Genomic DNA, 24,144 nt, shown 5'->3' with positions numbered 1-24,144 from the left:
CCGTCGGTGTTGTGGGGGGGGCCCCCCGGGGGGGGCCCCCCACCCCGATCAGATCGAAATCGGTTCCAGTTCCCGCTGGAACCGATTGTCGTCCCGGGCGATCCGCGTCAGCGGATGCTCGTCACCGAGTTGTCGGGTCAGCTCCTCGACCACCTCCACCCGTACCTGCAATGCCTCGTCCTTGCGTCCCATCTCGTCCAGCGTGACTGCAATGTTGGATGTCATGGCCAAGGTCTCCGGATGGTGCGCCCCGAGGGCCTCACGCAGCTGCGCGGACACCTGCCGTTCCGTCGACAGGACAATGTCGAGGTTGCCGAGGTCCGCTGTGGCGTTGGCCAGGTTCATGACGCAGAACAAGGTGTGCGGATGCTCGCGCCCGAACACCTCCCGCATCGAGGCGACCACCCGTTTCAGCAGCTTCTCCGCCTCCTCAGCCGCACCGGCCCCCGAGACGTACACTCCGAGGTTGTTCTGGGCGGCCAGGGTGTAAGGATGCTTCTCCCCCGGGACCTTCATGTACTGGTCGACCACTTCCTGTGCGGTATCCCTCGCCTCGACCGCCTCACCGGCCGCGAAGAGGTCAGCCGCCAGGTTGAGATCACAGGCCAGTGATTCGGGGTTGGCCGAGGTGTACTTGGCCCGGTACCTGGCGCGGGTGGCCACCGTGAGCCTGCGGGCGTCCTCCAGCCGGCCCGCCCTGCGCAGCGAAACCGCGAGACTCTTCGCCGCACTCAGGGTGCCCGGGAAGGTACGCCCGAGGTGCGTCTTGTAGCTGTCGTAGGTGCGACTGAGCAGGCCGACCGAGTCCTCGTACCGTCCCACGTCACGAAGATCGCGGGCCAGGTTCATGGCGGAGGACAGGCTGTACGGATGGTTCGCTCCGAGCACCTCGGTGCGCCGGTCGTAGACGTCCTGATCGATCTCCCTGGCCCTGGCGTACTGACCGACGAGGCGCAGGTTCAACGCCAGGTTGTTGGCCGCCGCCAGCGTCCTGGGGTGCGCGTCGTGGAAGATCTGACTGAACCCCTCAGTGGCTTCGGTCGCCAGCTCGATCGCCCGGCTGTAGTCACCGAGGGTGCCAAGGTCCGTGGCGAGGCTGCTGGTGGTCATGTACGTGTGCGGGTGCTCCGAACCCAACACCTCCCGCTGCCGGGCGAGGGTGATCTCGTCGAGTTCCTTGGCCTCCACGTAACGTCCGCGCGAGCGGTAGATGTTGGAGAGGTGGAAGCAGAGGTAGAGGTACTGGAGATCCCGTTCGCCAAGCATCTCCTTCCATGCCTCGCGCAATTCGGCACCGAGGGTGCCTGCCGTCCTGAAGTCACCACGCTTCCACAGGTAACGCACCCGGTCGATCAGGAGCCTGCGGGTCTCGGGTTCCTTGCAGTTGCGCGCATCGGACGGGCCGAGGTGCGGCCAGATGGTCGCGAACCGCGGCCAGGTCGCCGGGTTGTCGATCGGCTCGTCGTCATCGGGCCTGGCGCCGGCAAGGATGCGGTGCACCACATGACGGGCATCGCGCTGTTCCTCCTCGCTGAGCTGCGCCCTGATGACGGCCTGGACGAGGCGGTGCACCTGAATGGAGTTGGAGACCTGATCGACCTTGGCAAGGGCGAACCGGCCGATCTCCCGAATGACCCGGCCCAGCACCAGTTTCTCCTGGAGCGACGCGTCGTACGGCTTCAGTGCCTCGATCATCTCCTTGCTGTACAGGAGGTTGGCATTGATCGGCTCGGGAGCGAAGAAGGCGCAGAGCTGCAGCAGCCGCACCGCGGCGGGCGAACGCTCCTTGAGGCGCTGGATGGAGATGTTCCACGTGGCGGCGACGGGTTCCGGATAACCCGCGGGTTGGTTGAGGGACAGGACCTGCGGAGCCTGCCGGGCGAGCTGTTCCAGGTAGGCGTCGATGGGCGTGGCGGTCTCAGCGATCCAGGCCGCCGCCTGTTCCACCGCGAGCGGCAGGTCACCGACAGCGGTGGCCACCTGTGCAGCGTCCTCGATGGTCAGTCCCGGGGCGCGGCGCTGGAGGTGCTCGATGGACTCCTCCCGCAAAAAGACATCGACGGGCAGTGCGTCGCCGTGCTGGGACCAGGTCTGGTTCCTGGAAGTGACCAGAATGTGACCGGATCCGCCCTGCGGAAAGTAGCGCCTGAGCCGTTCGGGATCGTCGGCATTGTCGAAAACCAGCAACCAGCGGTCCGACGGAACTCCGCGGCGCAGAAGGTCGACGGCCTCCTGGGAAGCCGCCGCCATGTCGTCGCCGCCCTGGGCACCGAGCCTGATGGCGAGTTCGGCGAGGCCGGCCACCACATCGTCGGTCTGTTCGGACGATATCCACCACACCAGGTCGTAGTCGGCCATGAAGCGGTGCACATACTCCAGGGCCACCTGGGTCTTACCGACACCGCCAAGCCCGTACAGAGTCTGTGGCTGGGGCAGCACCACGGCCATGCCACCGCCGAGCTGATCGCGCATCCGTTCCAGGACAAGGGAGCGCCCGGTGAATCCAGGATTGCGTGGTGGTGCGTTCCAGATCCTCGGCACGGTCCCCGGAAAGCGAGGTCCGGGTGCAACCCCGTCGACGAGCTGTACCGGTCGGTCCAGGGCACGCATCAGCGCCGCAGTGGCGTGCACCTCGTCGAGCCGGAAAAGATCGACGGGGTTGCGGTCGATGTAGGGCGCGGACAGGCGCACGTCCCCGACCCGGAGAGGCAACAGCTGACGCCTGCCACCGCCAGGGTCCTCGGCGACCGCCCTGTCCCACAGACCGACGGCCCGCTGGGACTTGAGATAGGCGCTGGAGAGCAGGACGACGGTGCGGGTGGTGGCCTCGGCCGCTAGGTTGGCCGGGTCGGCCGCGCCGGGCTCGGCGGAGACGTCGCGGGGGACGACGCGGAATCCGGCTCGGGTGAGGACCGATTCGATCCAGTCGGCCCACATCCGGTTCTCCGCAACATAGTTGAGGAAGAGATCCGCGGGAAGCGCGGGCCTGCGCCGGGTGAAGGCGTCGCGAATGCGGAGCCGTACTTCCTCTCCCACGGGGGGCATCGAGGTGATCTGCCGGTCCGTGATGACTGCGGTGAGCCGCTCGAAGGCCGAGAGAAGCGAATTGGTCAGACCTGCCTCGTCGCCGAAAGTGGCCAGCGTCTCCTCGTACGCGTAGTAGGGGCGGTACGGAATCTCCACCGCTCCCCAGTAGGCCGTGAGTTCGTCGCTGGACAGATCCCGGGGAAGACGGTCGAACTTCAGCCGGGCCAGCGCGCGGCCCGCGTCTGCCTTCTCCTTCTCACCCTCGTCGATGCGCATCGGAACCGGGAAGATCGAGATGGGGCGGCCGGTGTAACGCTCTGAGATCTGCCGGGCTACGGAAGCCGCGCCGTCGATGGACTGGTCGCTGAGAGTGAAGCAGTCGACGAGCAGGTCCGGGAGATGGACGGTGCAGATGTCGGCGATGTCGCTGAGACCTGTCCGGCTGTCGATGAGGACATAGTCGTAGTTGGCCTTCATGTCGTCGCGCAGAGCGTCGAAGAAGTGGCCGCCGCCGAGCCGGTCGTAGAAGTTGTCCCAGTCGAAGGTGGAGACGGTCGCCGAGTATTCGCGGTTCTGGCGCCCGGCGGAGACGAAGTCGAGGGTGCCGCCCTGCGGAAACTCCCAGCCGAGCGCTTCCGGGGTGAGGGACACGGCATGCGGCTGGATGCGGGCGTAGTCGCGATGCCAGTCGTCGGCACGCTGCACCGGGCTGGTCGCAGCCCAGGCGTACTCGGTGATCAGGTCGATGACCCCGGTGGTGGCGCCGAGTGTCGACGGGTCGAGGAAGGGATGGAAGAACCGGTGCAATCCGGGCGCTTCCAGGTCCCAGTCAACGGCCAGTACCCGTTTGCCATTGGCAGCCAGGATCCAGGCGGTGTTGGCCAGGGCCATCGTGCGTCCGGTACCGCCCTTGTACGAGTAGAAAGTGACGATACGTCCGTCACGCCCGGCCGTCATACGTCCTCCGCATCCGTCGCAGGGTCGTGCATGTCCGGTATGAACTGCGTGTTGCCCATGGGCCCCATCAGTCGAGTTCGTTCAGTGTGACCGCCGCCCGTCGCCGGCGGATAGACCGCCGCGTGACGCAGATACTGCTGGGCCGCCGCCTCCACGACCTGGGGCAGGACCTGTCCGAAGGCGTCCATGCTGGGCACTCCCCTTGCCGCGGCACGGCAATAGGCGCGCCCTTGGCGAATTTTGGACGGCATGGTCCGCTCGAGCTTCTCGGTCAGCTCAGCCTCGGCGGCCCTGCTCTGAGGGTCTTCACGATTCCAGGGCACCACCATGGTCACCCATGGGCGGTTCTCGGCGTCGAAGGCCGCTAGCCTTCGGCGACGGTCCTCGTCCATCAGCGCCCAGCGGTCGACGACGAGGATCTCCGGTCTGTTCGGTGGGCCCTTGGTCTCCGCATGACCGGACTCCTCATCGAAAGAGGTGACGGTGGCCTGGTAGTTGAGGGAGCGGACCAGGTCCTCCGCGACATAGGCCAGGGGGCGGGCGGATGCGGGATGGTAGGGGTTCCAGTCGTGCGGATTGTCTCCGTAGTAGTCGGCGTTGCGCCCCTCGGGCAGGTCGTGCCGGGTGGGAGCCGCGATGGTCACCTTCATGGGCCGAGGCGCACCGGCACCGCTGCTCTGCGAGCCGAAGGCACTGGGGGCCATCCGGTAGTCGACCGGCCGGCCGACTTCGAGCCGCGCGGTGGACGCGACGCTGACGATGCGTTTGGCGAGTTCGTAGACGGCCCGTTCGTACTCCTGGGCGAAGAGCCGGAGCTTGATCAGTCCGTAAAGTCCGTCACTGACGTAACGGTCCCCGAAATCACGGTGATTGAACTGCAGTCTCTCCGCCGGTCCAGGCAGCTGATTCGGTGGCACCGGCACCCAGAGCGCAGGCACGATCGCCTCGGCGGGCTGATTGCTGCGGGCCCGGTGGGCGATGGCGCGCTGCTCGAAAGCGTGCCACTCCTTGCCGCACATCTCGCTGGCGAAGTATCGCGGCGAGAAGAGCGGGACGAACACCCGACAGGTGGCCAGCACGCTACCGAGCCGTTCCGACCACCCCTCGCCGGACCGTATCTCCCGGTCCATGAACCCGGCCGAGGCACCCGCCGGCAAGTCCGTCATGGCCATTACATGACCACAGAGATCCTGAAACAGCCGCTCGACCCACATATCAGGGTCCGTTCCACCGCCGTACCCCGGTGTATGTGCATAACTCAAGAAGAAGTACGGCCGATGGTCCGCCGCTCGCGGTTGCGTTGAAGCGTGCACACGACCCCCGTCCTGTGTGAGCACTCGCATCCGAGGACTGTGGGAAGAATGCGAGCGAATTCATCATTCCGGAGCGGACCTTGCTCCACCCCCATGGCGTTCGGTCATTCACCGCTACTTTTCAGTCATCCATCCTCACGTCCGGTCAATCAGTTCTTGATCGGAAACAGTCTCGCAACCCGTTCTCCCCGGATGTCCGGTGTGTACCGCTGATCTCCTTCCGGACCGCGGCCAGCAGCTGCTTTCCGTCGATGGTCGGTTCGGCCGCCGCTTCCAGGGTGTCAAGTGCCTGCGGTACCCCGTCCAGAAACCGCGGGTCGAAAAGACCGAGCCCGACCCGCTCATAGGTCATGGCCAGCAGCTGGGAGAAGGGAACGGACTTTTCCTGCCAGGGCGTCCGATGCTCCCAGGCTCCGTCCGATGCGTACAGATCCGTGACATCCACAAGGGCTCTCAACTTGGCCCGCCGGAATCCACGGAGCAGGTCGAGAGCCAGCTCATCGGTCCCCGTGTGCACCCCGATCCCCAATGCCCCGTAGCCGTGTCGCCCCACAGCAAGGCAGGCGGCGGTGAGCGGGGTCAGTACGACCAGGCCGCTCGCCACTTCGGCCGCCGACTCGGGCACGACCGCCGCCAGCCGTTCCCAGGCCACGGCGATGCGCGCGCACCACGCATCGGCCTCGGCCCGCCCGAACCGGGGTGCGACCGGTGTATCGAAGCAGTCCCGGTACGGGTCGAGGTCGTCGAGCAGGAAGCCGGGTGCCCCGCCGGCACGTACACGACGCACCGGGAGCCAACCGGGGCCTTCCGCCGAAGTCCGCACGAGCCGCCGACCGGCGATATCCCCCTCCCGCCGGATCAGGAATCCGTCGTCGGTGGCCCGCACGAGTGCAGTGCCGTGCTCTCCGGGCCCGCCGATCCGTACCTCGCCGAGGGTGGGGAGAAAGACGCTTCCGTTCCGGAAGACGACGGGTACCTCCTGTTCGACACCGGCGCGTACGGCGGCAGCGGCCACGGACGACGACAGGCGCAGCGTCGCCGGCCGGGCGGCGCCGGGCCGGTCGTCGTGAACGGCGTCCAGCGCGTCGAGCAGCCAGGTGCGGGTGTAGGGATGGGCCAGTACACCGTCCAGCCCGTCGGCGCCCGCTTCCGTCAGGTCCAGAGCCTGCACCAGCTCCCAGGTCTCGCTCCAGCGCTCTCCACCCCGGCCGTCGAGGTCCGCATGAAGCCGGGCGAGCAGGGTCCGTGTCAGGTCCTGATGCACAGCGACGAGCTCGCGCGGCTCCACGACAGCAGCCGATTCGGTTTCCGCAGCGACCCGCACCTCGATACCGCGCACCAGCGCTTCGAGATCCGCGCAGTAGACCGAAGGGTTGTCGAATCCGCTGTCCGATCGGTAGCGGTGGGTGTAGAGGCCGCCACCGCACGAGCGTACGACGGGGCAACGGCGGCAGCCCTCACTGACTCCGGCCAGTCCGAGCTGGCGTGCCCGGACCCCAGGGTGCGCCGCGACCTCGTCAAAGGTGTGTGTGAAGACGTCGAACCCGGTGGCGGCCGCGCCGTCGTAGGCACTCTTGAGCGAATCCACCTGCTCCAACTGCCCGTCCGTCTCGACAACGACGAGGTCGGTGGGGGCCAGGCCCAGGGACTCGGTGAGGCTGGGTCCACCGCTCAGGCTGGACAGGATCGAGGAGAAGAACCGCACCGGCACCGGTCGGCCCTGGTCCCTCCAGCGGTCGAAGACCGCAAGAAGCCAGTCGGCATAGGCCGTGGGCGATCCGTCAGGACGCGGCGGCGGCTGATCCCAGGTTGCATGTGGAAGGAGGAAGTCGATGAGCGGTGGTTCGAGTTCCGCCAGGGCATCGAACACTGCATGTGGGTCGTTCCGGATATCGACGGTGCACAGAAGGCCGAGGTTGAGGTGCCGGTAGCGCTCCTGACGGAGGAGCTCGACGGCTCGCAGGACCAGCGGGTGGCTGGTGCGTCCGTCAGCAAAACGGCGATGCCGGTCATTGGCGGTCCGGTCACCGTCGAGCGAGATGCCGACTCCGACACCGAATTCATCGAAGAGATCGAGATAGCGCGGGCTGAGCTGCAGGCCGTTGGTATGGATCCGTAGATCGAGATCGGCGATGCCGTTCAGCGCCGAGGTGAGCTCCTCACAGACACGGCGCAGACGCGCGGGACCTGCCAGGAGAGGCTCCCCTCCGTGCAGGATCACTGACACGGAGGGCAGCGCATGCGTCAGCGCATGCTCGGCCAAGCGTTGAGCGGTCCAGGAAATAGCATCATCAGAGATTACCTTAGGGCGGGTACGCCAGCTCTGATCAGCATGTTCGTAGACGTAACAATGATCGCAGGCAAGATCACACCTGCTGTGCACTTTGAGCACAATTTCACGGAAGGGGACCAGGGGTCCTGTCATTCCGTCAGTCTAGCCACCTTACAGCGTGACTCAGAGAGCCGAACTGAAGGTTGCCGCCTTGGTGGAACGACCAGTTGACGCGCTGAATACCCGAGCGAGCTTCTTGGTGGCTTCGACGCCACGGATGTCGATCTCAGCGAGCGGCACACGGCTCTTCGCATTGGCGAAGGATGAGGTGGATTCGTTGGTCTTCACGGCCGTCCTTGATGGGATTGTTCCGGACACTGAAACGCTTCCGGCTACTACATAAATGCAGTGTCCGGCGGCACGACTTTACTCTGCTGACAGCGCTTGGCAAACGCCGACGTCGCACGAAACGCAGGCGTCACACAGCATTAGGCCACACGAAACCCGGATCGACATTCCTCCGTCGGAGTGAGGAGAGAACGGGCAGGCCGGAGCGGATGACACGAGCCAGTTCCGGAAGGCCGAGCCCTTCCCTCCGCCGGCCCGCGCTCGGGGCGGTCCGGTACCCCTGCATCAAAGACGCACGGTCCGCCACCCTGATTTCGGCGACGGGTACATGGATATGACTTCAGGACAGATGGCCGATGCCACGTGTTCGCTTCCACTCGGCTCGCCCGCACTGCGCCACCTTCCGCCGATTCCGTCCGCGAACGCCTCAGGTCGGCCGCCCCGCCGGAAGAGCGGGCGGATTCCTGCCGGGCTTCAGCTGAGCGGGGCGTTGAGATCCGTTCTCGCCCCCTTCATGCAGTCCAGGACACGCTCGTGGGTGTCGCCCACGACGTCGGCGACCCGGAACCGCAGGTACAACGCATCGACCTTACGGACGAATCGCTTCGAGAAGGCACCCACCAGCAACGTTTCATGCCCTCCGCCTCCCACCAGAGGGAAGCCCGCTCCGAAACGGACGATCTGGAAGTCCTGCGCGACGACAAGTCCGGCTGCTGCCAGATCGGACACCGCTTCGTCGAGGTCGACCCACCGCGCCTCGGCGGAATCGTCCTGGCCCGCCAGGACCAGGCGGCAGTCCCAGGTACCGATCACGGCAAGATGCTGCCCGCCGTTGAACACTCCGACGCGCCACGCGGACGTGTCCTCCTTCAGATGCCCCTTCTGCCAGGATCCGCGCCAGCCCAGGTACGGCCGCACCGTGCAGGCGTACTGCGCCCTGGCGAGCACGGCGCCGCCGGCTACGGCGAGCAGGCTGCCCAGAGCATCCATGTCGATCAGGTGCAGGCGCCACGGCCATTCGGTCTGCGCCTCGGCCGTGACGTTGGACCGGATCACTTCCCAGACGAGCATCAAGATGAACAGTGCGAGCAGCACGATGGGCACGGTGAAGAGCAGTGGACTTCGCCGGATCCTCCGTTGAACGCCGGTCAGCGACTGGGCGTCGCCCTGGTTCACATCCTGCACGTTCGCCCCCCCCAGCGCGAGGCGAGACCCGTGTGCGTAAGGGATAACTCACCCTGAACAAAAGCTAGTTGAGCAACCATGCCACAGCGCTTCCGATCGCACGAGAGCGCCCTGCCCCGGACTCGGGTCAGCAACCGCCGCCCAGGGCACCATTGCGGTGTGAGGGCGGCGACCCTACTCTCATGCACCCGGCCGGCCGCCGCCCGCACACGCGTGCGATCCGGACACCGCGCAAGGTCTCCAGAGTCTCCGGCCGGATCGGACGGGCCATCCGCTTGGCTGAACGAGCATGTCCAAAACTGCAGACGGGGTGAACATGACGGCGATTCCCGGACCGCTTCAGTCCATGGTCTTCAGGAACGAGGACCTCCCTGCGCTCTTTCACCACACGGACACGATCGCGATCGCGCGCCAGCGGGAGGCGGTCAATACGACTCGCGGCCAACTGCTCCTGCTCGTCGCGGGTTCCGTGCCGGGTTCGCTGCCCTGGCGCGGCAGGGTCGGTGACTCATTCCAAATTCTCGACGCGCTGGCGGCGTTGGCCTATCTGGGGGTTCTGGTCACCACCTATGCCGCCTCCCGGCGCAAAGCGAAGTCGCACTGGCAACTGAACCGCTCCGCGGCCGAGTTCATCAAGTCGATGTGCTGGCGCTACGCCGTCCACGGCACCCCGTTCGACACCGGGACCCACCACCCGGAGGCGGTGTTCGCCAACAGGCTCGAGGAGGGTCTGCAGGAACTCAGGAAGGTCGGCTGGGCGGACCCCCGGGACGAGATGAACGATGCGGCCAGCGGACTCATCACCGACTCCATGCGCGAGTTACGCAGCAGAGCTTTCACGGTCCGCAAAGAGACCTACGTACGGGACCGGCTGATCGAGCAGCGGCGCTGGTACCGCAGGCGCCAGCAGGTTTCGCGACGCGGTGCACTCGCCTGGTCGAGCGCAGTCGCCGCGCTGACCACGCCGGCGCTGACGCTCAGCCTGCTGCAGACGTTCGGAACCGCCCGGTCCTTCGCCCTGACGGGGGCACTGTCGGCAGCTGCGGCCGCCTGCCTAGCCTGGAACGAGATGCGTCGCCATCATCCGCTGATATCCGCACACTCGTTGGTCGAGAAGGACCTGGAGTCGATGCAGGCCGCCATGGAGACGAGTCTGACCGAACGGCAGTGGCCGGTCGCGGTCTTCGAGACGGAGCGGATCGTCTCTCCCGAACACACCGACTGGCTGGCCAGGCACCGCATGTGAGGTGAGTCCGGGTGGCGGATCCGGATCAGGCGCGCTCGATCCCGTCGCGCCAGATCACCGTGACCGGGCGGCCGAGGGTGCGCGCGTACGAGACGATGTCGCCCGTGCCGCCGAGGCCGCGGGCGGGCCGGCCGTCCCAGACCGCGAGCAGCCGGTCGCAGTGGTCGGCGATGTAGGCGCCCGCGGCGTAGTAGGCCTCGTCGGTGGAGTGCGGGAAGTCCAGCAGGATCTCCCGGGCCGCCCGGCCCTTGAGGCTCCGGTAGCGGGCCAGTTCGGCGCCGGCGGAGAAGGACGTTTCGTAGTCGCCGCTCGGGATGACCACGGTCAGTTCCGCCCCGCACGCGAGTGCCAGGTCGGCGAAGAGCTGGTCCGCGCCGACGGCCAGGCTGGACAGCGCCTCCAGGGAGTCGTCGTGGCCGTGGAGCTCCGCTCGTATCCCCGCCAGCACATGGGCGTGCGCCTCCTCGGGAATGCTGCGATGACCGGTCACTCCGATACGTTTCACGGACTGGCCCCCCTGGGGTGTCTCCGGGGGCCCCGGAGGGCATCCCTCCGGGAGGCGCAGCATCCGCCCCCGTTGTTCCTGCGCGACCGGCCTCTCCCACATCCTCTCAAAAGCCGCGGGGTGAACGGGAGCCCCCGCCCGGACATTCGGGCAGGGGCTCCGTGGGTCGGTACGAGGCGTCGGTGCCGTCAGTAGACGCTGACGCCGTATGCGCTGAGCGCCTCGGTGACCGGCTGGAAGTACGTCGTACCTCCGGAGGTGCAGTTGCCACTGCCTCCCGAGGTCAGACCGATCGCCTTGGAGCCGGAGTAGAGCGGACCACCGGAGTCGCCGGGCTCCGCACAGACATTCGTCTTGATCATGCCGTAGACGATGTCTCCGCCGCCGTAGTTGACCGTGGCGTTGAGACCGGTGACGGTGCCGCTGTGGATGCCGGTGGTGGAGCCGCGGCGGGTGACCGACATGCCCACCGTGGCGTTGGCCGCGCTGGTGATGTCCTGGCTGCCCACGGTGCCGTCGTGGGCGACCGACGCGTTGTCGTAACGCACCAGACCGTAGTCGTTGGTCGGGAAGCTGGATCCGACCGTCGGGCCGATGCTCGTCGTGTCCGACGAGTTGGTGTACCAGGGCGGGTTGCCGTCGGTGCAGTGACCGGCGGTCAGGAAGTAGTAGGTGCTGCCGCTGCGGACGTTGAAGCCCAGGGAGCAGCGCCAGCCGGGTGCGTAGATGGCGTCGCCGCCGGAGAGCAGCTTGTTGAAGGTGCCGGACGTGCGCTCGATGCGCAGAGCGCCCGCGTTGGCTCCGGCGGAGTCCTTGATCTTCTGGATCTCCGCCTGCGAGACAGTGCTGTCGACGGTGACGACGAGGCTCTTGGTCGCCGGGTCGACGTTCCACGCGGTTCCGGCTATGTCGGCACCGAGCACGGCGTCGCCTGCGGCGGAGAGCTGGCCGGCGCTGAACGTCCTGGTGGCGTTGGCGTGGGCGCTGGGGACCGCCAGGGCGGCGACGGCGACCAGGCCTGCGGCTACTGCGACGATCCGGCTCCGTCTCGCCGTGGCGCTGAGGGGGGTGGTGCGCTTGATCCTCACTTTTCATTCCTCCCGAGGGGAAACAGGGGTCCGCCTGTGGGGTGGCAGGACCCGTGAGGCGCAGTCGGGCGCACGGCCGCATGTCCGAATTCCGGATGCGACGTGCTCCTGACAAGCGCTGCTCGGGAGTATTCAAGGCGTCAACTTCATGCGCAAGAGGGCCCTTTGGCCGGAGCTCCCCGCCCGGCCGTTTCCCGGCCGGGGCCGCCGCGCTCGTGCCCGGGCCCCGGCAGCGGGTGTCTGCCGGGGCCCGGGGCGGTCGAACGGGGCGGGTGGATCAGTTGTCGGTCCGGTTCCGCTCCCCCGCCTCGACGGCGAACGGAAGGGTGTTGCCGGGCGGCGGGAACGGGCAGATGAAGTGGTCGGCGAAGGCGCACGGCGGTAGCAGGGCGCGATTGAGATCGACCGTCACACTGCCGTCGTCGGCGGGGGCCGCGGGGCGCAGGAAACGGAAGCGGTAACTGCCGTTCCCGCTGGTGGTGTCGGCGAAGACCGCCCAGAGCGAGCCGTCCTGTTCGACCGCGACCTGGAGCGTGTGCTCGGTGCCGTCCACGTCGAACGCGATCTCACCGCCGAGACCGAGCCCCCGCTCGACACCGTCGGCGTTCTCGACCCGGACCGTGCGCGCGGTGTCGTACGGGCGGAAGGTGCCGGGCAGCGCCCAGCGGGCGTCGTACGGCGTGGCGTCGATGGCCCGGAAGGCACGCCGCGCCGCGGAGTCCGGGTCGAAGTCCCTCACGGCCCAGAGCCCTTCGCGGCTCAGCACGACCAGCCGCCGCTCGCCGTGCGCGACACGGGACTCGCCGATCGGGCCCTGGTCCGCCGTGAGCCGCACCTCGCCGCTGAAGGTCTTTCCGTCGAGGCTGAGCCCGTCCTCGGCGGTGGCGGTGAGCACCAGCTCGTCACCGTCCTCCCGCCACTGCCCGGGAACGGCCGGAATTCGACCCTCCGAGCAGTCGGCGAGCCAGTGGGTGCCCGTGAGGGAGAGCGGTCCGTACGGTGCCGCGACCGTCGCGGTGCGCTCCTCGTGCCAGTGGATCCAGTCCTGCTCCGCCAGTTGTGCCTGCTGTGTGTCCGTACTCATACGATCAACCTTTCCATACCGGCTCGGCCAGCCCCAGATGCGACCGCAGAGTGGAACCCGAGTAGTCGGAGCGGAAGGCTCCGCGTTCCTGGAGCAGCGGAACGACGCGGTCGACGAAGTCGTCGAGACCGCCCGGGGTGAGATGCGGTACGAGGATGAAGCCGTCGGCCGCGCCGGCCGAGACGAATCCGGCCAGCTCGGACGCGACCGTCTCCGGGCTGCCGATGAACGACTGCCGTCCGGTCGCCTCGATCACCGTCTGCCTGATGGACAGCCCCTTGGCCTGCGACAACGCACGCCAGCGGGCCGCCACCGCGAGCGGGTCGCCGACCTTGACCCGGCCCTGGACCAGCGCCGAATCGGGATCGGGGTCGGTCTCGGGGAGCGGCCCGTCCGGATCGTACGAGGAGAGATCGCGGCCCCAGATCTGTTCCAGGGCGAGAATCGCGTTCTGCGGGGAGATCTGCTGGCGCCGGATCCCGGCCGCCCGCTCCTGGGCGTCGGCGTCGCTGTCGCCGAGCACGAAGGTGACACCGGGCATGATCTTCAGCTCGCCGGGTTCCCGGCCGTACTTCGCCAGCCGCCCCTTGACGTCTGCGTAGAAGGTCAGGCCGGCCTCCAGGGTGCCGTGCCGGGTGAAGATGACATCGGCGGCGGACGCCGCGAATTCGCGGCCCTCCGGGGAGTCCCCGGCCTGGATGACGACCGGGTGGCCCTGCGGGGAGCGCGGGACGGTGAACTCGCCCTCGATGGCGAAATGCTGCCCATGGTGGCGGAAGGGGCGAGGGGTGCCGTCCGCGGTCCAGGTGTCCCACAGCTCCCGGGCGGTGGCGACGAACTCGGCGGCCCTGGTGTAGCGGTCGGCCCGGTCGAGATAGCCGCCGCGCCGGAAGTTCTCCCCGGTGAAGGCGTCGGAGGAGGTGACGACGTTCCAGGCGGCCCGGCCTGCACTGAGGTGGTCGAGCGTGGCGAGCCGGCGAGCCAACTCGTACGGCTCGTTGAAGGTGGCGTTCACGGTCGCGGCGAGACCGATCCGGTCGGTGACGGCGGCCAGCGCGCTCAGCACCGTGAGGGACTCGGGACGGCCGACCACGTCCAGGTCGTGGATCCGGCCGTTGTGTTCGCGCAGCCGCAGCCCCTCCGCCAGGAAGAAGAAGTCGAACTTTCCACGCTCCGCCGTGCGGGCGAGGTGCTCGAAGGAGGAGAAGTCGATCTGGCTCCCGGAGCTCGGATCGGTCCAGACGGTGGTGTTGTTCACACCGGGGAAGTGGGCGGCCAGATGCATCTGCCTCTGGGGGTGCGCGGTCATGCTCGTTCCTCCGCGGGGGCGTATCGGTTGGCCGGGCGGGCCAGTCCCAGGTGCTCACGGAGCGTGCCCCCCGGGTAGAAGGTGCGGAACAGGCTGCGGTGCTGCAGCAGGGCGACGGTGCCGTTGACGATCCGTTCGAGATCGCGGGCGGGCGTGATGGGTGTCAGGTGGAAGCCGTCGGCGGCTCCTGCCCGGTGCCAGCGGGTGATCAGTTCGGCGAGGTCGACCGGGCCGCCGCGGTAGTACGAGCCCCCGGCCGCAAGCCGCGGTCCGCCCTCCTGGCCGGGTTCGGATCCGGTCTCCGCGTCCCCGAGGTCGACGGTGAGCGCGACCAGTACCCGCAGGTTGGCGGGGTCACGGCCGTACGCCGCGGCGCGGCGTCGCACATCCACCCCGATGCCGGCGGCCTGTTCGGGCGTGGTGGCCCGTACGAGCACCACATCGGCGTGGCGTGCGGCGGTCTCCTGGCCCGGACCGCCCGTTCCGTCGATGACGGTGACCGGGTGCCCCTGTGGGGGCCGGGGCACGATCGCGGGTCCGCGGACCGAGAAGGTGGCGCCCTCGAAGTCGACGTAGTGGAGTTTGTCGCGGTCGATGAAGCGGCCGGTCGAGACGTCACGGATCTCCGCGTCGTCCTCCCAGCTGTCCCACAGCCGGGCGCCGGCCTCGGCGGTGTCGCCGGCCTCGCGCCACAGCTCGGCGGCGGGCGCGGCCGGACGCCGGCCGAAGAGGCGTGCCTCGGTCTCCGTCGTCGACACCTCGGCGCTCCAGCCCGCCCGGCCGCGGCTCACCCAGTCCAGGGTGGCCACCGCGGACGAGACGTGGAACGGCTCGGTGTGCGTGGTGGTGACGGTCGGCACCAGCCCGATCCGGCGGGTGGCGGGCGCGACCCGGGAGAGCACGGCGAGCGCGTCGAGCCCGGGCCGGGCGAACGAGTCGCCGAGCGTGACGAAGTCGAGGGCCCCGCGTTCCGCGAGCCGGGCGAGCCCGGTGTAGTGCGAGGCGTCGTAACGGGGCGGGCCGCCGATCTCGGCGGCCAGATGGAGCGCATGGGTGGCAGGCATGGCTGTACGTACCTCTCGGGGCTCAGTTCTTGGGCTCGGGGAGGCCGGCCGGGCCGGTCCCGTCGAAGACGGCGTCGCCCGTGCCGCGGAAGGCGAGGGAGTGACGGTCGGGCACGGAGGCGCTCCTTTCGGATGTCGCGGCGCGGAACACGGCCGGGGTCACAGGACCTTGGAGAGGAAGGCACGGGTCCGCGGGTGCTGCGGACGGTCGAGTACGTCGGCGGGGGCGCCCTGCTCGACGATGCGTCCCTCGTCCATGAAGACGACGGTGTCGGCGACCTCCCGGGCGAAGCCGATCTCGTGCGTGACGACGATCATCGTGGTGCCGCCGTGCGCCAGGTCCTTGATGACGTCGAGGACTTCACCGACCAGTTCCGGGTCGAGCGCCGAGGTCGGCTCGTCGAAGAGCAGCAGCTTCGGTTCGAGCGCCAGCGCGCGGGCGATGGCGACGCGCTGCTGCTGTCCGCCGGAGAGCTGCTTGGGGTACGCCCCCGCCCTGTCGGCGAGACCGACCCGGGCGAGGAGTTCCTCGGCGGCGGCGACGGCGGCCCCGCGGGGGCGGCGCAGGGCCGACACCGGTGCCTCGATGATGTTCTCCAGGACCGTCAGGTGCGGGAAGAGGTTGAAGTTCTGGAAGACGAAGCCGATCCTGGTGCGCCGGCGCAGGACCTCGCGCTCACGCAGCTCGTACAGCTTGTTGCCGTCCCTGCGGTAACCGACCAGGGTGCCGTCGACGCTGATCCAGCCGCTGTCGGCCCGCTCCAGGTGGTTGATGGTCCGCAGCAGTGTGGACTTGCCGGACCCGGACGGGCCGAGGACGACGGTCACCTCACCGGCGCGTACGGAGAGGTCGATGCCGCGCAGCACTTCGACGGCGCCGAAGCTCTTGCGCACGGCGCGGATCTCGACCATGGCGTCCGGTGAACTCCCGGCCACGGTGTCCGGTGAATCTGTGCCCGCGCTCATCGCGCTGCCCCCTTGGCGTAGTGACGTTCGACGTGGCGGTGATCGCATCGCGCGCCGCGGCACGGACCGCCGCGCCCGCCGGGGACGGGAGAGCCGGACCCGGGCGGGATACCGGGAGGTGGTTCGCTGATGAGCGGCATGGGACTTCCTTGGGCTGCGTGGGCACGAGAGGTGCGGGGGTACGAGAGGTGCGGGGTGCGGGGGTAGGGGTCCGGGCCGCCGTCGGGGTCAGGCGCTGAGGCGGTCGCCGCGGCCGTCCCCGCAGAACAGGTCGCGGAGGAACACGAGCGCCGTACGGGCGGTGGCGTCGTTCTGCCGGAACGCCGGGCCGCCGGTGCGCGGCCGGGTGAAGGCGCCGCTCGCCCGTGCGGTGGTGTGCGGGCCGAGGGCGAAGCGGCGCGGATGCGGACGTCCCTCCCGGTCCAGGATCCGGCCGTCCTCCGGGTCGACGGCGAGCAGCCCGGTGGGGGTGGCGGCCGCCCCGTCCTCGTGCAGCGCCCGGAGCAGCGGGCTCCGGGTGCGTTCCAGCGACGGATCCGGCAGCCGGGCCTCGACGAGCGCCCGGGCCTCGATCCACTCCCCCGGCACGGTGGCACTGCCGGCCCGGAAGACGCCCCGCTCCTCATCCGCCTCGACGGTCGTCCCGGCGCCGAGGAAGCGGACCACACCGGCGCGGGACAGGGCGAGCAGCTGGTGCAGCCGGGGGCCCGGCGGCCCGGATGCGAGGTAGCTGAAGAAGCTGTGCCACCACTGACCGACGTCTCCGAGCCGGATCAGCTCTGCGTGGACGGAGAGCAGTCCCAGGAAGACCGCGAGGTCCTCGCTGCGGGCGGGGTCGTGGCGGCGTGCGAGGTCGGCGGTGATGTAGCCGCGCAGCCCGTCCTGGAGTGCGTCGTACGAGGGGTAGCGCACCCCGTCGAGCGGGTGGTCGAGCGCTTCGAGATCGAGCCGGTCGGCGGGTTCGGGGACGGCGGCGGAGACGAGCGCGCGCAGTTCGGGACTGTCCGGTCCGGCAGCCGCGTACTTCTCCTCGAAGACCGCCCAGTCGACCGCGGTGCGTTCGGTGTGGACGGTGAAGAGCCGGTGGTAGTGGGCGTATCCGAGCTCCTTGGCGACCAGCGGCCAGACATCGCGCCGGAAGTCGGGCGGCTCGGGCCGGTCGAGCAGCTCCTCGGTCAGGTCCGGGCCGAGGAAGCGCGGCAGAGGCGGCCGTTCGCCCTGCCAGCCGTACCCGATCTTGGAGTGGTACGGGACGCCGCGCCGCGATCCGACGTGCAGCACGGGCTCCTTCCCGGAGGGTATGTACGCACCGTCCTCGTACCGTCCGCCGCGTCCCTCGGTGAGGAGCACCATCAGATCGATGAAGGCGAGCCCGAAGCCCCGCACGATGACCGGTTCTCCCGCGGGCAGTGCGGAGAGGTCGCTGTCGGCGGTGAAGTCGGGCGGCAGGTGGACGAGGCCGTGCTTGTCCGCGAACCGCGCCAGCTCGACGTGTTCGGGGGCGGGTTCGGCGTCGAGGTGGCCGATGGTGAGCACGACGAGGTCGGCGGTGAGCGGCTCGTCGCGGCCCTGGAGCCAGACGCGCTGACGGCCGCCGCGCGGGCCGGTGACGCGCACGGCGTACCCACGGTGTTCGTGCACGGTGATGCCCGGCGGGAGCCCGGTGACCGCCTGCTCGTACACCCACCCCAGATAGGCGCTCTGCAGCCGCCTGCTGGGGAAGCTCTGACCGCCCAGCTCCCGTATCTCGGCGAGGAGTCCGGGCTCGGCGTCGAGAGTGACGCGCCCTTCGCGGACGTCCGCCGCCCAGGCGTGCAGCGCGGGTCCCGGCCGTACCGGTCCCTGCTGCTGGACCGTGTCGTCGGTGAACATGGTGACGTCCTCCGCCATGGAGTTCATCCAGAGCAGCGGGGACTGGTCGTGCCGCCAGATGCGGCCGCCGCCCGGCGGGTGCGGGTCGACGAGATGGATGTCGAGCCGGTGGCCCTCGTACAGCTCCGGGGCGTTGGCGGCGATGCGCTCGACGAGGCCGGTGCCGCGCGGCCCGGCGCCGACGATCACGAGGGCCGCTGCACCGTTCACCGGGCACCGGCCGTGCCGCGCGCATAGTGCCGTTCGACGTAGTGCTGGCCGATGCCGAGGAGCGAGGTGACTGCCACGTACCAGAGGGTGGCGACCAGCAGCAACGGAATGACCTGGTAGGTGCGGTGGTAGACGAGCTGCACGGAGTACAGCAGGTCCTGCACGGCGATGATGCTGACGATCGAAGTGCCCTTGAGGGTGCCGATCAGCATGTTCCCGGCGGGCGGCACGATGGACCGCATCGCCTGCGGCAGCACGATCCGGCGGAGCCGGCGCCAGGGCCCGAGGCCCAGCGACTGGGCGGCCTCGATCTGTCCGCGCTCGACGGAGAGGATGCCGCCGCGGACGACTTCCGCCGCATAGGCGGCCTCATGCAGGGTGAGTCCGACGACGGCGACCGTGACGGGTCCGAGCAGATTCACCGTACGGACGCCGAGGATCTCCGGGTACAGCGCGCCGATGTTGAACCAGAAGAGCAGCTGGACCAGGATCGGAGTGGATCTGAAGAGCCAGATGTACCCCCAACTCACCGACTGCAGGACGCGGTTGCCCGAAAGCCTGAAGACGGCGAGCAGCGTCCCGAGGGCGAAGCCGAGCGTCATGACGAGCGCGGTGAGCCACAGGGTGAGGCCTAGGCCGCGCAGGACGGACGCGGTGGTGAAGTAGTCGCCCACGACATCCCACTGGAAGGCGTCGTTGCGGATGACGGAGTCGAGTGCCAGGGCGAGCAGCAGCAGGACCGCAACGGCGGCCGCCCACTGACCTGTTCGGCGTACCGGGACGATCCGGAGCCGTTCGGCGTCCTGACTCGCGCCGCCGTCCTTCGAGAGCGGCGCCGGGTGTGATTGAGGGAAGGCATCGGTCTGCGCAGACATGCGAAGGCTCCGTGGATGCAGAGATCGAACACGGGACGTGCCTTCACGGACAACACAACACGGACCGGGCCCCTCAACGCGATCCGTGCCTGAGGTAATCGGTGTTCACGGCAGGTTGTCAAGCCTGTCCACACTGTGAGTCATACGTCCCGACTCGGTTGACGGACCGCCGGATCGCTGTTCCACTTGGGCCATGCATTCGCAGCAGTGGCTGGTCAAGCGCTCCCACATCGACCTCGGTCGCGTGTGGTCCTCCTCCTGTTGAGCTGACCCCCTGCGGTTCTTCACCTCCCTGCCGCGCGCCGCGTCCGGCGCCTGAGCACTCCTCCCTGCGTGTCTTCACGTACACAACATCGCTGCGCCCTCCCCTCGCGCCGTTCGCCGTTCCGGGCGTCATCCGTGTCCTGGACGTTCCTCCGCTCCGCCTCCGCCCCGGCCCGTGAACGTGCCGCCGCGGCGCGTCTCTTCGCGCTGTCCGGCTGTCGGTTCGTGGCCGACGAACCTGGAGAACCACATCTCATGCCCCGTACCCGGCACACCGTTGCCTTCGCGCTGGTCACCGTAGCCGCTCTCGCTCTCACCGCATGCGGGTCCGGCGGTCCGGCGGCCGCACCGGCCGGCGCGGCCGGGCCAGCCGCCGCAGAGGGGGGAATCCCGACACGTGACGTCGTGTCGTCGGTGAGGAAGAACAAGGACGCCGCGGCGCTGCTGCCCGACCGTGTGCGCGCCTCCGGCACGCTCACCATCGCCGCCAGCGTCGGCTCGCCGCCCGGCGCGACCTACCTGCCCGACGGGAAGACCGTGGCCGGCACCGACATCGACTTCGCGGACGCCGTGGCCCGGGCGCTGGGGCTGAAGCCGAAGCGTGAGGTGGCGGCCTTCGAGGCGATCCTGCCCGCGCTGGGCAGCGGGAAGTACCACGTGGGCACCGGCAATTTCGGGGTGACCGACGAGCGGCGCAGGACGATCGACTTCGTCACCTACCTCAATGACGGGCAGGGCTTCGCGGTCCGCGACGACAGCAAGCTGTCGAAGGTCACCGACCTCACCCAGCTCTGCGGTCTGACCGTGGGCACCGCGGCGGGCACCACCTTCGAGGTGACGCTGGAGGAGAACCGGCACCGGTGCGGCGACGCGGGCAAGAAGCCGTACGACGTCAAGACCTACTCCGATCCGAGCGCGATCTGGGCCTCGCTCCAGCAGGGCCGCAGCGATGTGGTGATGTCGACCATCAACGGGCTGCGCTACGCGGTGAGCCGGCAGGAGGGGGTGCGCTTCCTCAACGAGTTCAAGCGGCTCGACGTGGGGTTCGCGTTCAAGAAGGGCACCCCGCTGGCGCCCGCGTTCCAGGCGGCGGTCAACGGGCTGAAGGCGGACGGGACGTACGACCGCATCCTGAAGAAGTGGGGCATCGGCGCATCGGCGATCGGGACCTCGCAGATCTCGCCGCCCGAGATCAAGTGACCACGGCCGGCACACGCGCCGCGGACGGATCAGCAGTCGCACCCGCAGTCGCAGTCGCAGCAGTCGCAGTTGCTGCAGCAGTCCCCGCAGTTGCCGCAGCAGTTGCAGAGATCGCCGCAGTCGCTGCAGTCACTGCAGTCGCACTGGCTGCACAGCCCTTCGCGGCGCTGCCGGCTCCACGGGTCCTCGAAGGTTCCGCAGCACATCTGGCAGGTGCAGGCGAGTCCGGCCCACACCAGGCAGCCCACGATCAGCCCGCGCCGGTCGCGCGGCGGCTCGGGCGGTGGCGACAGCGGGCCGAAGGGGCTGCCGGGGCCGTCCGGTGCGTACGGGTTGCCGGGCGGCGGGCCGAAGGCTCCGGTGACACCGGGTCCGTCCGCCGGGTGCGCGGCCACCCGGTGCGAGCAGGTCCCGTCCGCGAACGCGCGGTCCACCGAGCGGCGCAGTTCGTGCACGAGCAGGACGTGCGCCAGCTTGTCGTCGGTGAATTCGGCGTCGCTCAGCGCCAGCCGTACGCCACGCAGCGCGTCGTCGCACAGCCGGCGGGCCTCGGCGCGCGAGGTCCCGGTCGCGGTGAGCGGGTTCCAGGCACCCGACGCCGCGTCAGCCTCCTGGTCCTCCACGGCATCCAGCAGATGTGCGAGCCGCCCGAAGAGGCGGCCGGCCTCGGCGAGCGGCTCGGCGTTCCGCGGTTTGCCGGCGAGTACGGCGGTGTGGGCGAAGGCCGCCGCGGTGGCCGTCTCGGTGGGCTCGGTGACCGTCAGCAGCGGGGTGCCGGGTCCGGCCAGCCGCTCGATGACGGTCTGCCGGTCGACCGCTTCGACGAGGAGCGCGGTGTCGAAGCCCAGCTGTGCGCCGGTGCGCGCCCCGGCCCTGTCCCAGCCGGCGGCGACCCGGCGGGCCGCCGCGGCGACCGGACGCCGCTTCAACAGCCCGTCCCGGTCCGCGACGTGGTCCCGTACCTTCGCCGAGGCGAGCACCAGCGAGACGGCTGCCGCGAGCCTGGCGCCCTCGCCGCGGGCCACCGGCGCAGTCCGCATGGACCGCAGCGGACAGGGCCCCGCGGTGCGCCGGCGGCCGGGGTCGCGCTCGGTCTGAGCCTCCGTCAGGACCGAGACGATAAGCCCGTCGTAGTTCGTGACGATCCTGGCGAACTGTCCGTGGTCCGAGCGGAGTGCGAGGCAGAGGCCGCAGAGATGGGCCATCCACTCGGTCTTGAGTCCGTCGGACAACCGGTGGGTACAGGGCCTGACTATTCCGAACACGACGGTCCCCCGGGAGTCGTTCACCTGTGCGCCGCACTCGTGCGGGTGCGCGACGGGCATCGTATCGAGTGACCCGTTCACCCGTACGTCCCCCATATCACCCGTACGGACCGGCGCATCATATTTTCTTTCCGTCAGGGCCCCAACGCAGGAGGAACCTTGACGAATCGCCACATGTTCTGCACCAGTAGCGTCACGAATCGCCTCCACGCCGACTATCCACTTGGCGCACGATCCGCATCATGGTCGACCATAGGGATACGAAAGAGATGCGGAACACCAAGGAACCGCGGTGAGAGGAGGCGTCCATGGGATCGGTGCGCAAGGCGAGTGCCTGGCTGGGCCTCGTAGAGGACAACGACGAGCGTTACTACGACGACGACGAGTACGCCGAGGGTGCACGGACCGGGACCGGCAATGCCTGGGTGACCGACCCACGCGTGCAGGTGGTCTCCGAAGCGGCCGAGGAGACCGGCCGCCGCATCGCCACCGTCACCCCGGACAGCTTCCGGGACGCGCGCAGCATCGGCGAGCTCTACCGGGACGGCGTCCCGGTGATCATCAACCTCACGGCCATGGACCCCTCCGACGCGAAGCGCGTCGTGGACTTCGCCGCGGGGCTGATCTTCGGACTGCGCGGGTCGATCGACCGTGTGGCCACCCGGGTGTTCCTGCTGACCCCGGCCGACACCCAGGTACTCAGCGAAGCCGCCGGCAAGCCGGCCGACGGCTTCTTCAACCAGAGCTGAGCAGGGCGCTCGCCGGACCGGTCCGGCCGGCGTCCCGTTCTACCGGAATGCGTCCAGGCCGGTGAGCGCCTTGCCCAGCACCAGTTGGTGCATCTCCACGGTGCCCTCGTAGGTGAGCACCGACTCCAGATTCGTCGCGTGCCGCATCACCGGGTACTCCAGCGAGATCCCGTTGGCACCGAGGATCGTGCGCGAGGTGCGGCAGATCTCGATGGCCTCCCGCACATTGTTGAGCTTTCCGAAACTGACCTGTTCCGGGCGGAGCGTGCCCGCGTCCAGCCGACGGCCCAGATGGTGGGCGAGCAGGATGCCCTTGTGCAGTTCGACGGCCATGTCCGCGAGCTTGGCCTGAGTGAGCTGGAAACCCCCGATCGGCCTGCCGAACTGTTCCCGGGTCTTCGCGTAGTCGACCGCTGCCTCGAAGCTCGCCCGCGCCGCGCCCATGGCTCCCCAGACGATGCCGTAGCGGGCGTGGCTGAGACAGCTGAGCGGGCCGCGCAGGCCGGCCACCCCGGGAAGTACGGCGTCGGCGGGCAGCCGCACATCGTCGAGGACCAGCTCGCTGGTGACGGAGGCGCGCAGCGACCACTTGTGCTTGATCTCGGGTGCGGAGAATCCGGGGGTGCCGGCCGGCACGACGAAGCCGCGGATGCCGCTGCCACCGCTGCCCTCGTCGGTCTGCGCCCAGACGACGGCGACCCCGGCCACCGAACCGTTGGTGATCCACATCTTGCGGCCGTCGAGGATCCAGTCTCCCCCTGCGTCGCGCTTGGCGTACGTGCGCATCCCGGCAGGGTCGGAGCCGTGGTCCGGTTCGGTGAGCCCGAAGCAGCCGATGATCTCGCCGGCCGCCATGCCCGGCAGCCACTGCCGCTTCTGCTCCTCGGAGCCGTAGCGGTGGATGGCGTACATGGCCAGGGAGCCTTGCACGGAGACCAGGGAGCGAATTCCGGAGTCCGCCGCTTCGAGCTCCAGACACGCCAGTCCGTACTGGACGGCGGTGGCGCCCGCGCAGCCGTACCCCTGGAGGGACATGCCCAGGGCGCCGAGCGAGCCGAGTTCGCGGGCCAGCTCGCGGATGCCGGGCAGTTCGCCGGCCTCGTACCACTCGGCGACGTGCGGCAGGATCCGGTCGGTGGCCCAGGCACGGACACTGGAGCGGATCGCGAGGTCCTCGGGATCGAGCAGATCGTCGATGCCGATCGGGTCACCGGGATCGAACGGCGGGAGCTTCGACGTCCTGGACGGCTTCGCGGACTCGGTGGTGGACATGAGGGTGCCTCCGGCGGCTCGCACGGTACTAAAACTAGCAGTGTTAGTTATGGCGTCGCGCTGACGTTACGGC

18 protein-coding genes are annotated in these 24,144 nt (G+C 69.0%); 3 read left to right on the top strand and 15 right to left on the bottom strand.

Annotated features, from left to right (window positions below):
* Nucleotides 1-48 precede the first annotated feature (48 nt).
* The 5 genes from fxsT to ACFVXE_RS07200 form a co-directional block, all read right to left on the bottom strand.
* Nucleotides 49-3,984: an FxSxx-COOH system tetratricopeptide repeat protein gene (gene fxsT / locus ACFVXE_RS07220; protein WP_389670005.1), complete on the bottom strand. Its 3,936-nt coding sequence runs from the start codon at nucleotides 3,982-3,984 to the stop codon at nucleotides 49-51.
* Nucleotides 3,981-5,327 carry an FxsC protein gene (gene fsxC, locus ACFVXE_RS07215; RefSeq protein WP_389670004.1) on the bottom strand — a complete coding sequence of 449 codons (1,347 nt, stop codon included), beginning with the start codon at nucleotides 5,325-5,327 and terminating at the stop codon, nucleotides 3,981-3,983. Before fsxC ends, fxsT begins: the two co-directional genes overlap by 4 nt.
* A 115-nt stretch (nucleotides 5,328-5,442) precedes the next feature.
* Nucleotides 5,443-7,722: a radical SAM/SPASM protein FxsBH, inactivated beta-hydroxylase extension form gene (gene fxsBH / locus ACFVXE_RS07210; protein ID WP_389670003.1), complete on the bottom strand. Its 2,280-nt coding sequence runs from the start codon at nucleotides 7,720-7,722 to the stop codon at nucleotides 5,443-5,445.
* Nucleotides 7,723-7,752: 30 nt separating this feature from the next.
* Entirely contained in the window at nucleotides 7,753-7,917 is a 165-nt protein-coding gene (locus ACFVXE_RS07205) for an FXSXX-COOH protein (protein ID WP_389670002.1), read from the bottom strand.
* Nucleotides 7,918-8,391: 474 nt separating this feature from the next.
* Entirely contained in the window at nucleotides 8,392-9,102 is a 711-nt protein-coding gene (locus ACFVXE_RS07200; protein ID WP_389670001.1) for a hypothetical protein, read from the bottom strand.
* A gap of 346 nt (nucleotides 9,103-9,448) precedes the next feature.
* Here ACFVXE_RS07200 and ACFVXE_RS07195 point away from each other — a divergent pair, with 346 nt between their 5' ends.
* Nucleotides 9,449-10,348, top strand: coding sequence for a DUF4231 domain-containing protein (locus ACFVXE_RS07195; RefSeq protein ID WP_389670120.1), 900 nt, complete (start codon nucleotides 9,449-9,451; stop codon nucleotides 10,346-10,348).
* Between the two features lie 25 nt (nucleotides 10,349-10,373).
* Here the strand turns inward: ACFVXE_RS07195 and ACFVXE_RS07190 are convergent, their stop codons facing one another.
* From ACFVXE_RS07190 to ACFVXE_RS07155, 8 genes are all read right to left on the bottom strand, one after another.
* Nucleotides 10,374-10,853, bottom strand: coding sequence for a hypothetical protein (locus ACFVXE_RS07190; RefSeq protein WP_389670000.1), 480 nt, complete (start codon nucleotides 10,851-10,853; stop codon nucleotides 10,374-10,376).
* A 188-nt stretch (nucleotides 10,854-11,041) separates the two neighbouring features.
* Nucleotides 11,042-11,941, bottom strand: coding sequence for a S1 family peptidase (locus ACFVXE_RS07185; RefSeq protein ID WP_389669999.1), 900 nt, complete (start codon nucleotides 11,939-11,941; stop codon nucleotides 11,042-11,044).
* A gap of 277 nt (nucleotides 11,942-12,218) precedes the next feature.
* A complete protein-coding gene (locus tag ACFVXE_RS07180) occupies nucleotides 12,219-13,025 on the bottom strand; it encodes a DUF1684 domain-containing protein (protein WP_389669998.1) in 807 nt (268 codons plus the stop codon).
* A gap of 4 nt (nucleotides 13,026-13,029) precedes the next feature.
* Nucleotides 13,030-14,334, bottom strand: coding sequence for an NtaA/DmoA family FMN-dependent monooxygenase (locus ACFVXE_RS07175; protein ID WP_389669997.1), 1,305 nt, complete (start codon nucleotides 14,332-14,334; stop codon nucleotides 13,030-13,032).
* Nucleotides 14,331-15,398, bottom strand: a complete 1,068-nt coding sequence (locus ACFVXE_RS07170) for an LLM class flavin-dependent oxidoreductase (protein ID WP_389669996.1) — start codon at nucleotides 15,396-15,398, stop codon at nucleotides 14,331-14,333. The genes ACFVXE_RS07175 and ACFVXE_RS07170 overlap by 4 nt, the downstream gene beginning before the upstream one ends.
* A gap of 159 nt (nucleotides 15,399-15,557) precedes the next feature.
* Nucleotides 15,558-16,310: an amino acid ABC transporter ATP-binding protein gene (locus tag ACFVXE_RS07165; protein ID WP_389670119.1), complete on the bottom strand. Its 753-nt coding sequence runs from the start codon at nucleotides 16,308-16,310 to the stop codon at nucleotides 15,558-15,560.
* 282 nt (nucleotides 16,311-16,592) lie between these two features.
* The gene (locus tag ACFVXE_RS07160) at nucleotides 16,593-18,446 is read right to left on the bottom strand and encodes an FAD/NAD(P)-binding protein (RefSeq protein WP_389669995.1); all 1,854 of its coding nucleotides are present in this window, start codon (nucleotides 18,444-18,446) and stop codon (nucleotides 16,593-16,595) included.
* The gene (locus ACFVXE_RS07155) at nucleotides 18,443-19,321 is read right to left on the bottom strand and encodes an amino acid ABC transporter permease (RefSeq protein ID WP_389669994.1); all 879 of its coding nucleotides are present in this window, start codon (nucleotides 19,319-19,321) and stop codon (nucleotides 18,443-18,445) included. The genes ACFVXE_RS07160 and ACFVXE_RS07155 overlap by 4 nt, the downstream gene beginning before the upstream one ends.
* Before the next feature lie 519 nt (nucleotides 19,322-19,840).
* On the opposite strand from ACFVXE_RS07155, the gene ACFVXE_RS07150 reads away from it, so the two are divergent.
* Entirely contained in the window at nucleotides 19,841-20,785 is a 945-nt protein-coding gene (locus ACFVXE_RS07150; protein WP_389669993.1) for an ABC transporter substrate-binding protein, read from the top strand.
* Between the two features lie 29 nt (nucleotides 20,786-20,814).
* Here ACFVXE_RS07150 and ACFVXE_RS07145 read toward each other — a convergent pair whose 3' ends face one another.
* Nucleotides 20,815-22,050, bottom strand: a complete 1,236-nt coding sequence (locus ACFVXE_RS07145) for a DUF5685 family protein (RefSeq protein ID WP_389670118.1) — start codon at nucleotides 22,048-22,050, stop codon at nucleotides 20,815-20,817.
* A 308-nt stretch (nucleotides 22,051-22,358) separates the two neighbouring features.
* Here ACFVXE_RS07145 and ACFVXE_RS07140 point away from each other — a divergent pair, with 308 nt between their 5' ends.
* Nucleotides 22,359-22,799 carry a cell division protein SepF gene (locus ACFVXE_RS07140; RefSeq protein ID WP_389669992.1) on the top strand — a complete coding sequence of 147 codons (441 nt, stop codon included), beginning with the start codon at nucleotides 22,359-22,361 and terminating at the stop codon, nucleotides 22,797-22,799.
* 39 nt (nucleotides 22,800-22,838) lie between these two features.
* Here ACFVXE_RS07140 and ACFVXE_RS07135 read toward each other — a convergent pair whose 3' ends face one another.
* Nucleotides 22,839-24,071, bottom strand: coding sequence for an acyl-CoA dehydrogenase family protein (locus ACFVXE_RS07135; RefSeq protein WP_389669991.1), 1,233 nt, complete (start codon nucleotides 24,069-24,071; stop codon nucleotides 22,839-22,841).
* Nucleotides 24,072-24,144: the final 73 nt, after the last annotated feature.

Source organism: Streptomyces sp. NPDC058231 (genome assembly GCF_042882275.1).
Classification (GTDB): domain Bacteria; phylum Actinomycetota; class Actinomycetes; order Streptomycetales; family Streptomycetaceae; genus Streptomyces.
Note: the sequence above shows the minus strand (reverse complement) of the source record. Positions and strands in the feature narration are given on the sequence as shown.

Coding starts and splice junctions, on each gene's coding strand:
- fxsT (WP_389670005.1), bottom strand. CDS start 3,984: ATGACGGCCGGGCGTGACGGACGTATCGTCACTTTCTACTCGTACAAG.
- fsxC (WP_389670004.1), bottom strand. CDS start 5,327: ATGCGAGTGCTCACACAGGACGGGGGTCGTGTGCACGCTTCAACGCAA.
- fxsBH (WP_389670003.1), bottom strand. CDS start 7,722: ATGACAGGACCCCTGGTCCCCTTCCGTGAAATTGTGCTCAAAGTGCAC.
- ACFVXE_RS07195 (WP_389670120.1), top strand. CDS start 9,449: ATGGTCTTCAGGAACGAGGACCTCCCTGCGCTCTTTCACCACACGGAC.
- ACFVXE_RS07180 (WP_389669998.1), bottom strand. CDS start 13,025: ATGAGTACGGACACACAGCAGGCACAACTGGCGGAGCAGGACTGGATC.
- ACFVXE_RS07175 (WP_389669997.1), bottom strand. CDS start 14,334: ATGACCGCGCACCCCCAGAGGCAGATGCATCTGGCCGCCCACTTCCCC.
- ACFVXE_RS07170 (WP_389669996.1), bottom strand. CDS start 15,398: ATGCCTGCCACCCATGCGCTCCATCTGGCCGCCGAGATCGGCGGCCCG.
- ACFVXE_RS07165 (WP_389670119.1), bottom strand. CDS start 16,310: ATGGTCGAGATCCGCGCCGTGCGCAAGAGCTTCGGCGCCGTCGAAGTG.
- ACFVXE_RS07155 (WP_389669994.1), bottom strand. CDS start 19,321: ATGTCTGCGCAGACCGATGCCTTCCCTCAATCACACCCGGCGCCGCTC.
- ACFVXE_RS07150 (WP_389669993.1), top strand. CDS start 19,841: ATGCCCCGTACCCGGCACACCGTTGCCTTCGCGCTGGTCACCGTAGCC.
- ACFVXE_RS07140 (WP_389669992.1), top strand. CDS start 22,359: ATGGGATCGGTGCGCAAGGCGAGTGCCTGGCTGGGCCTCGTAGAGGAC.
- ACFVXE_RS07135 (WP_389669991.1), bottom strand. CDS start 24,071: ATGTCCACCACCGAGTCCGCGAAGCCGTCCAGGACGTCGAAGCTCCCG.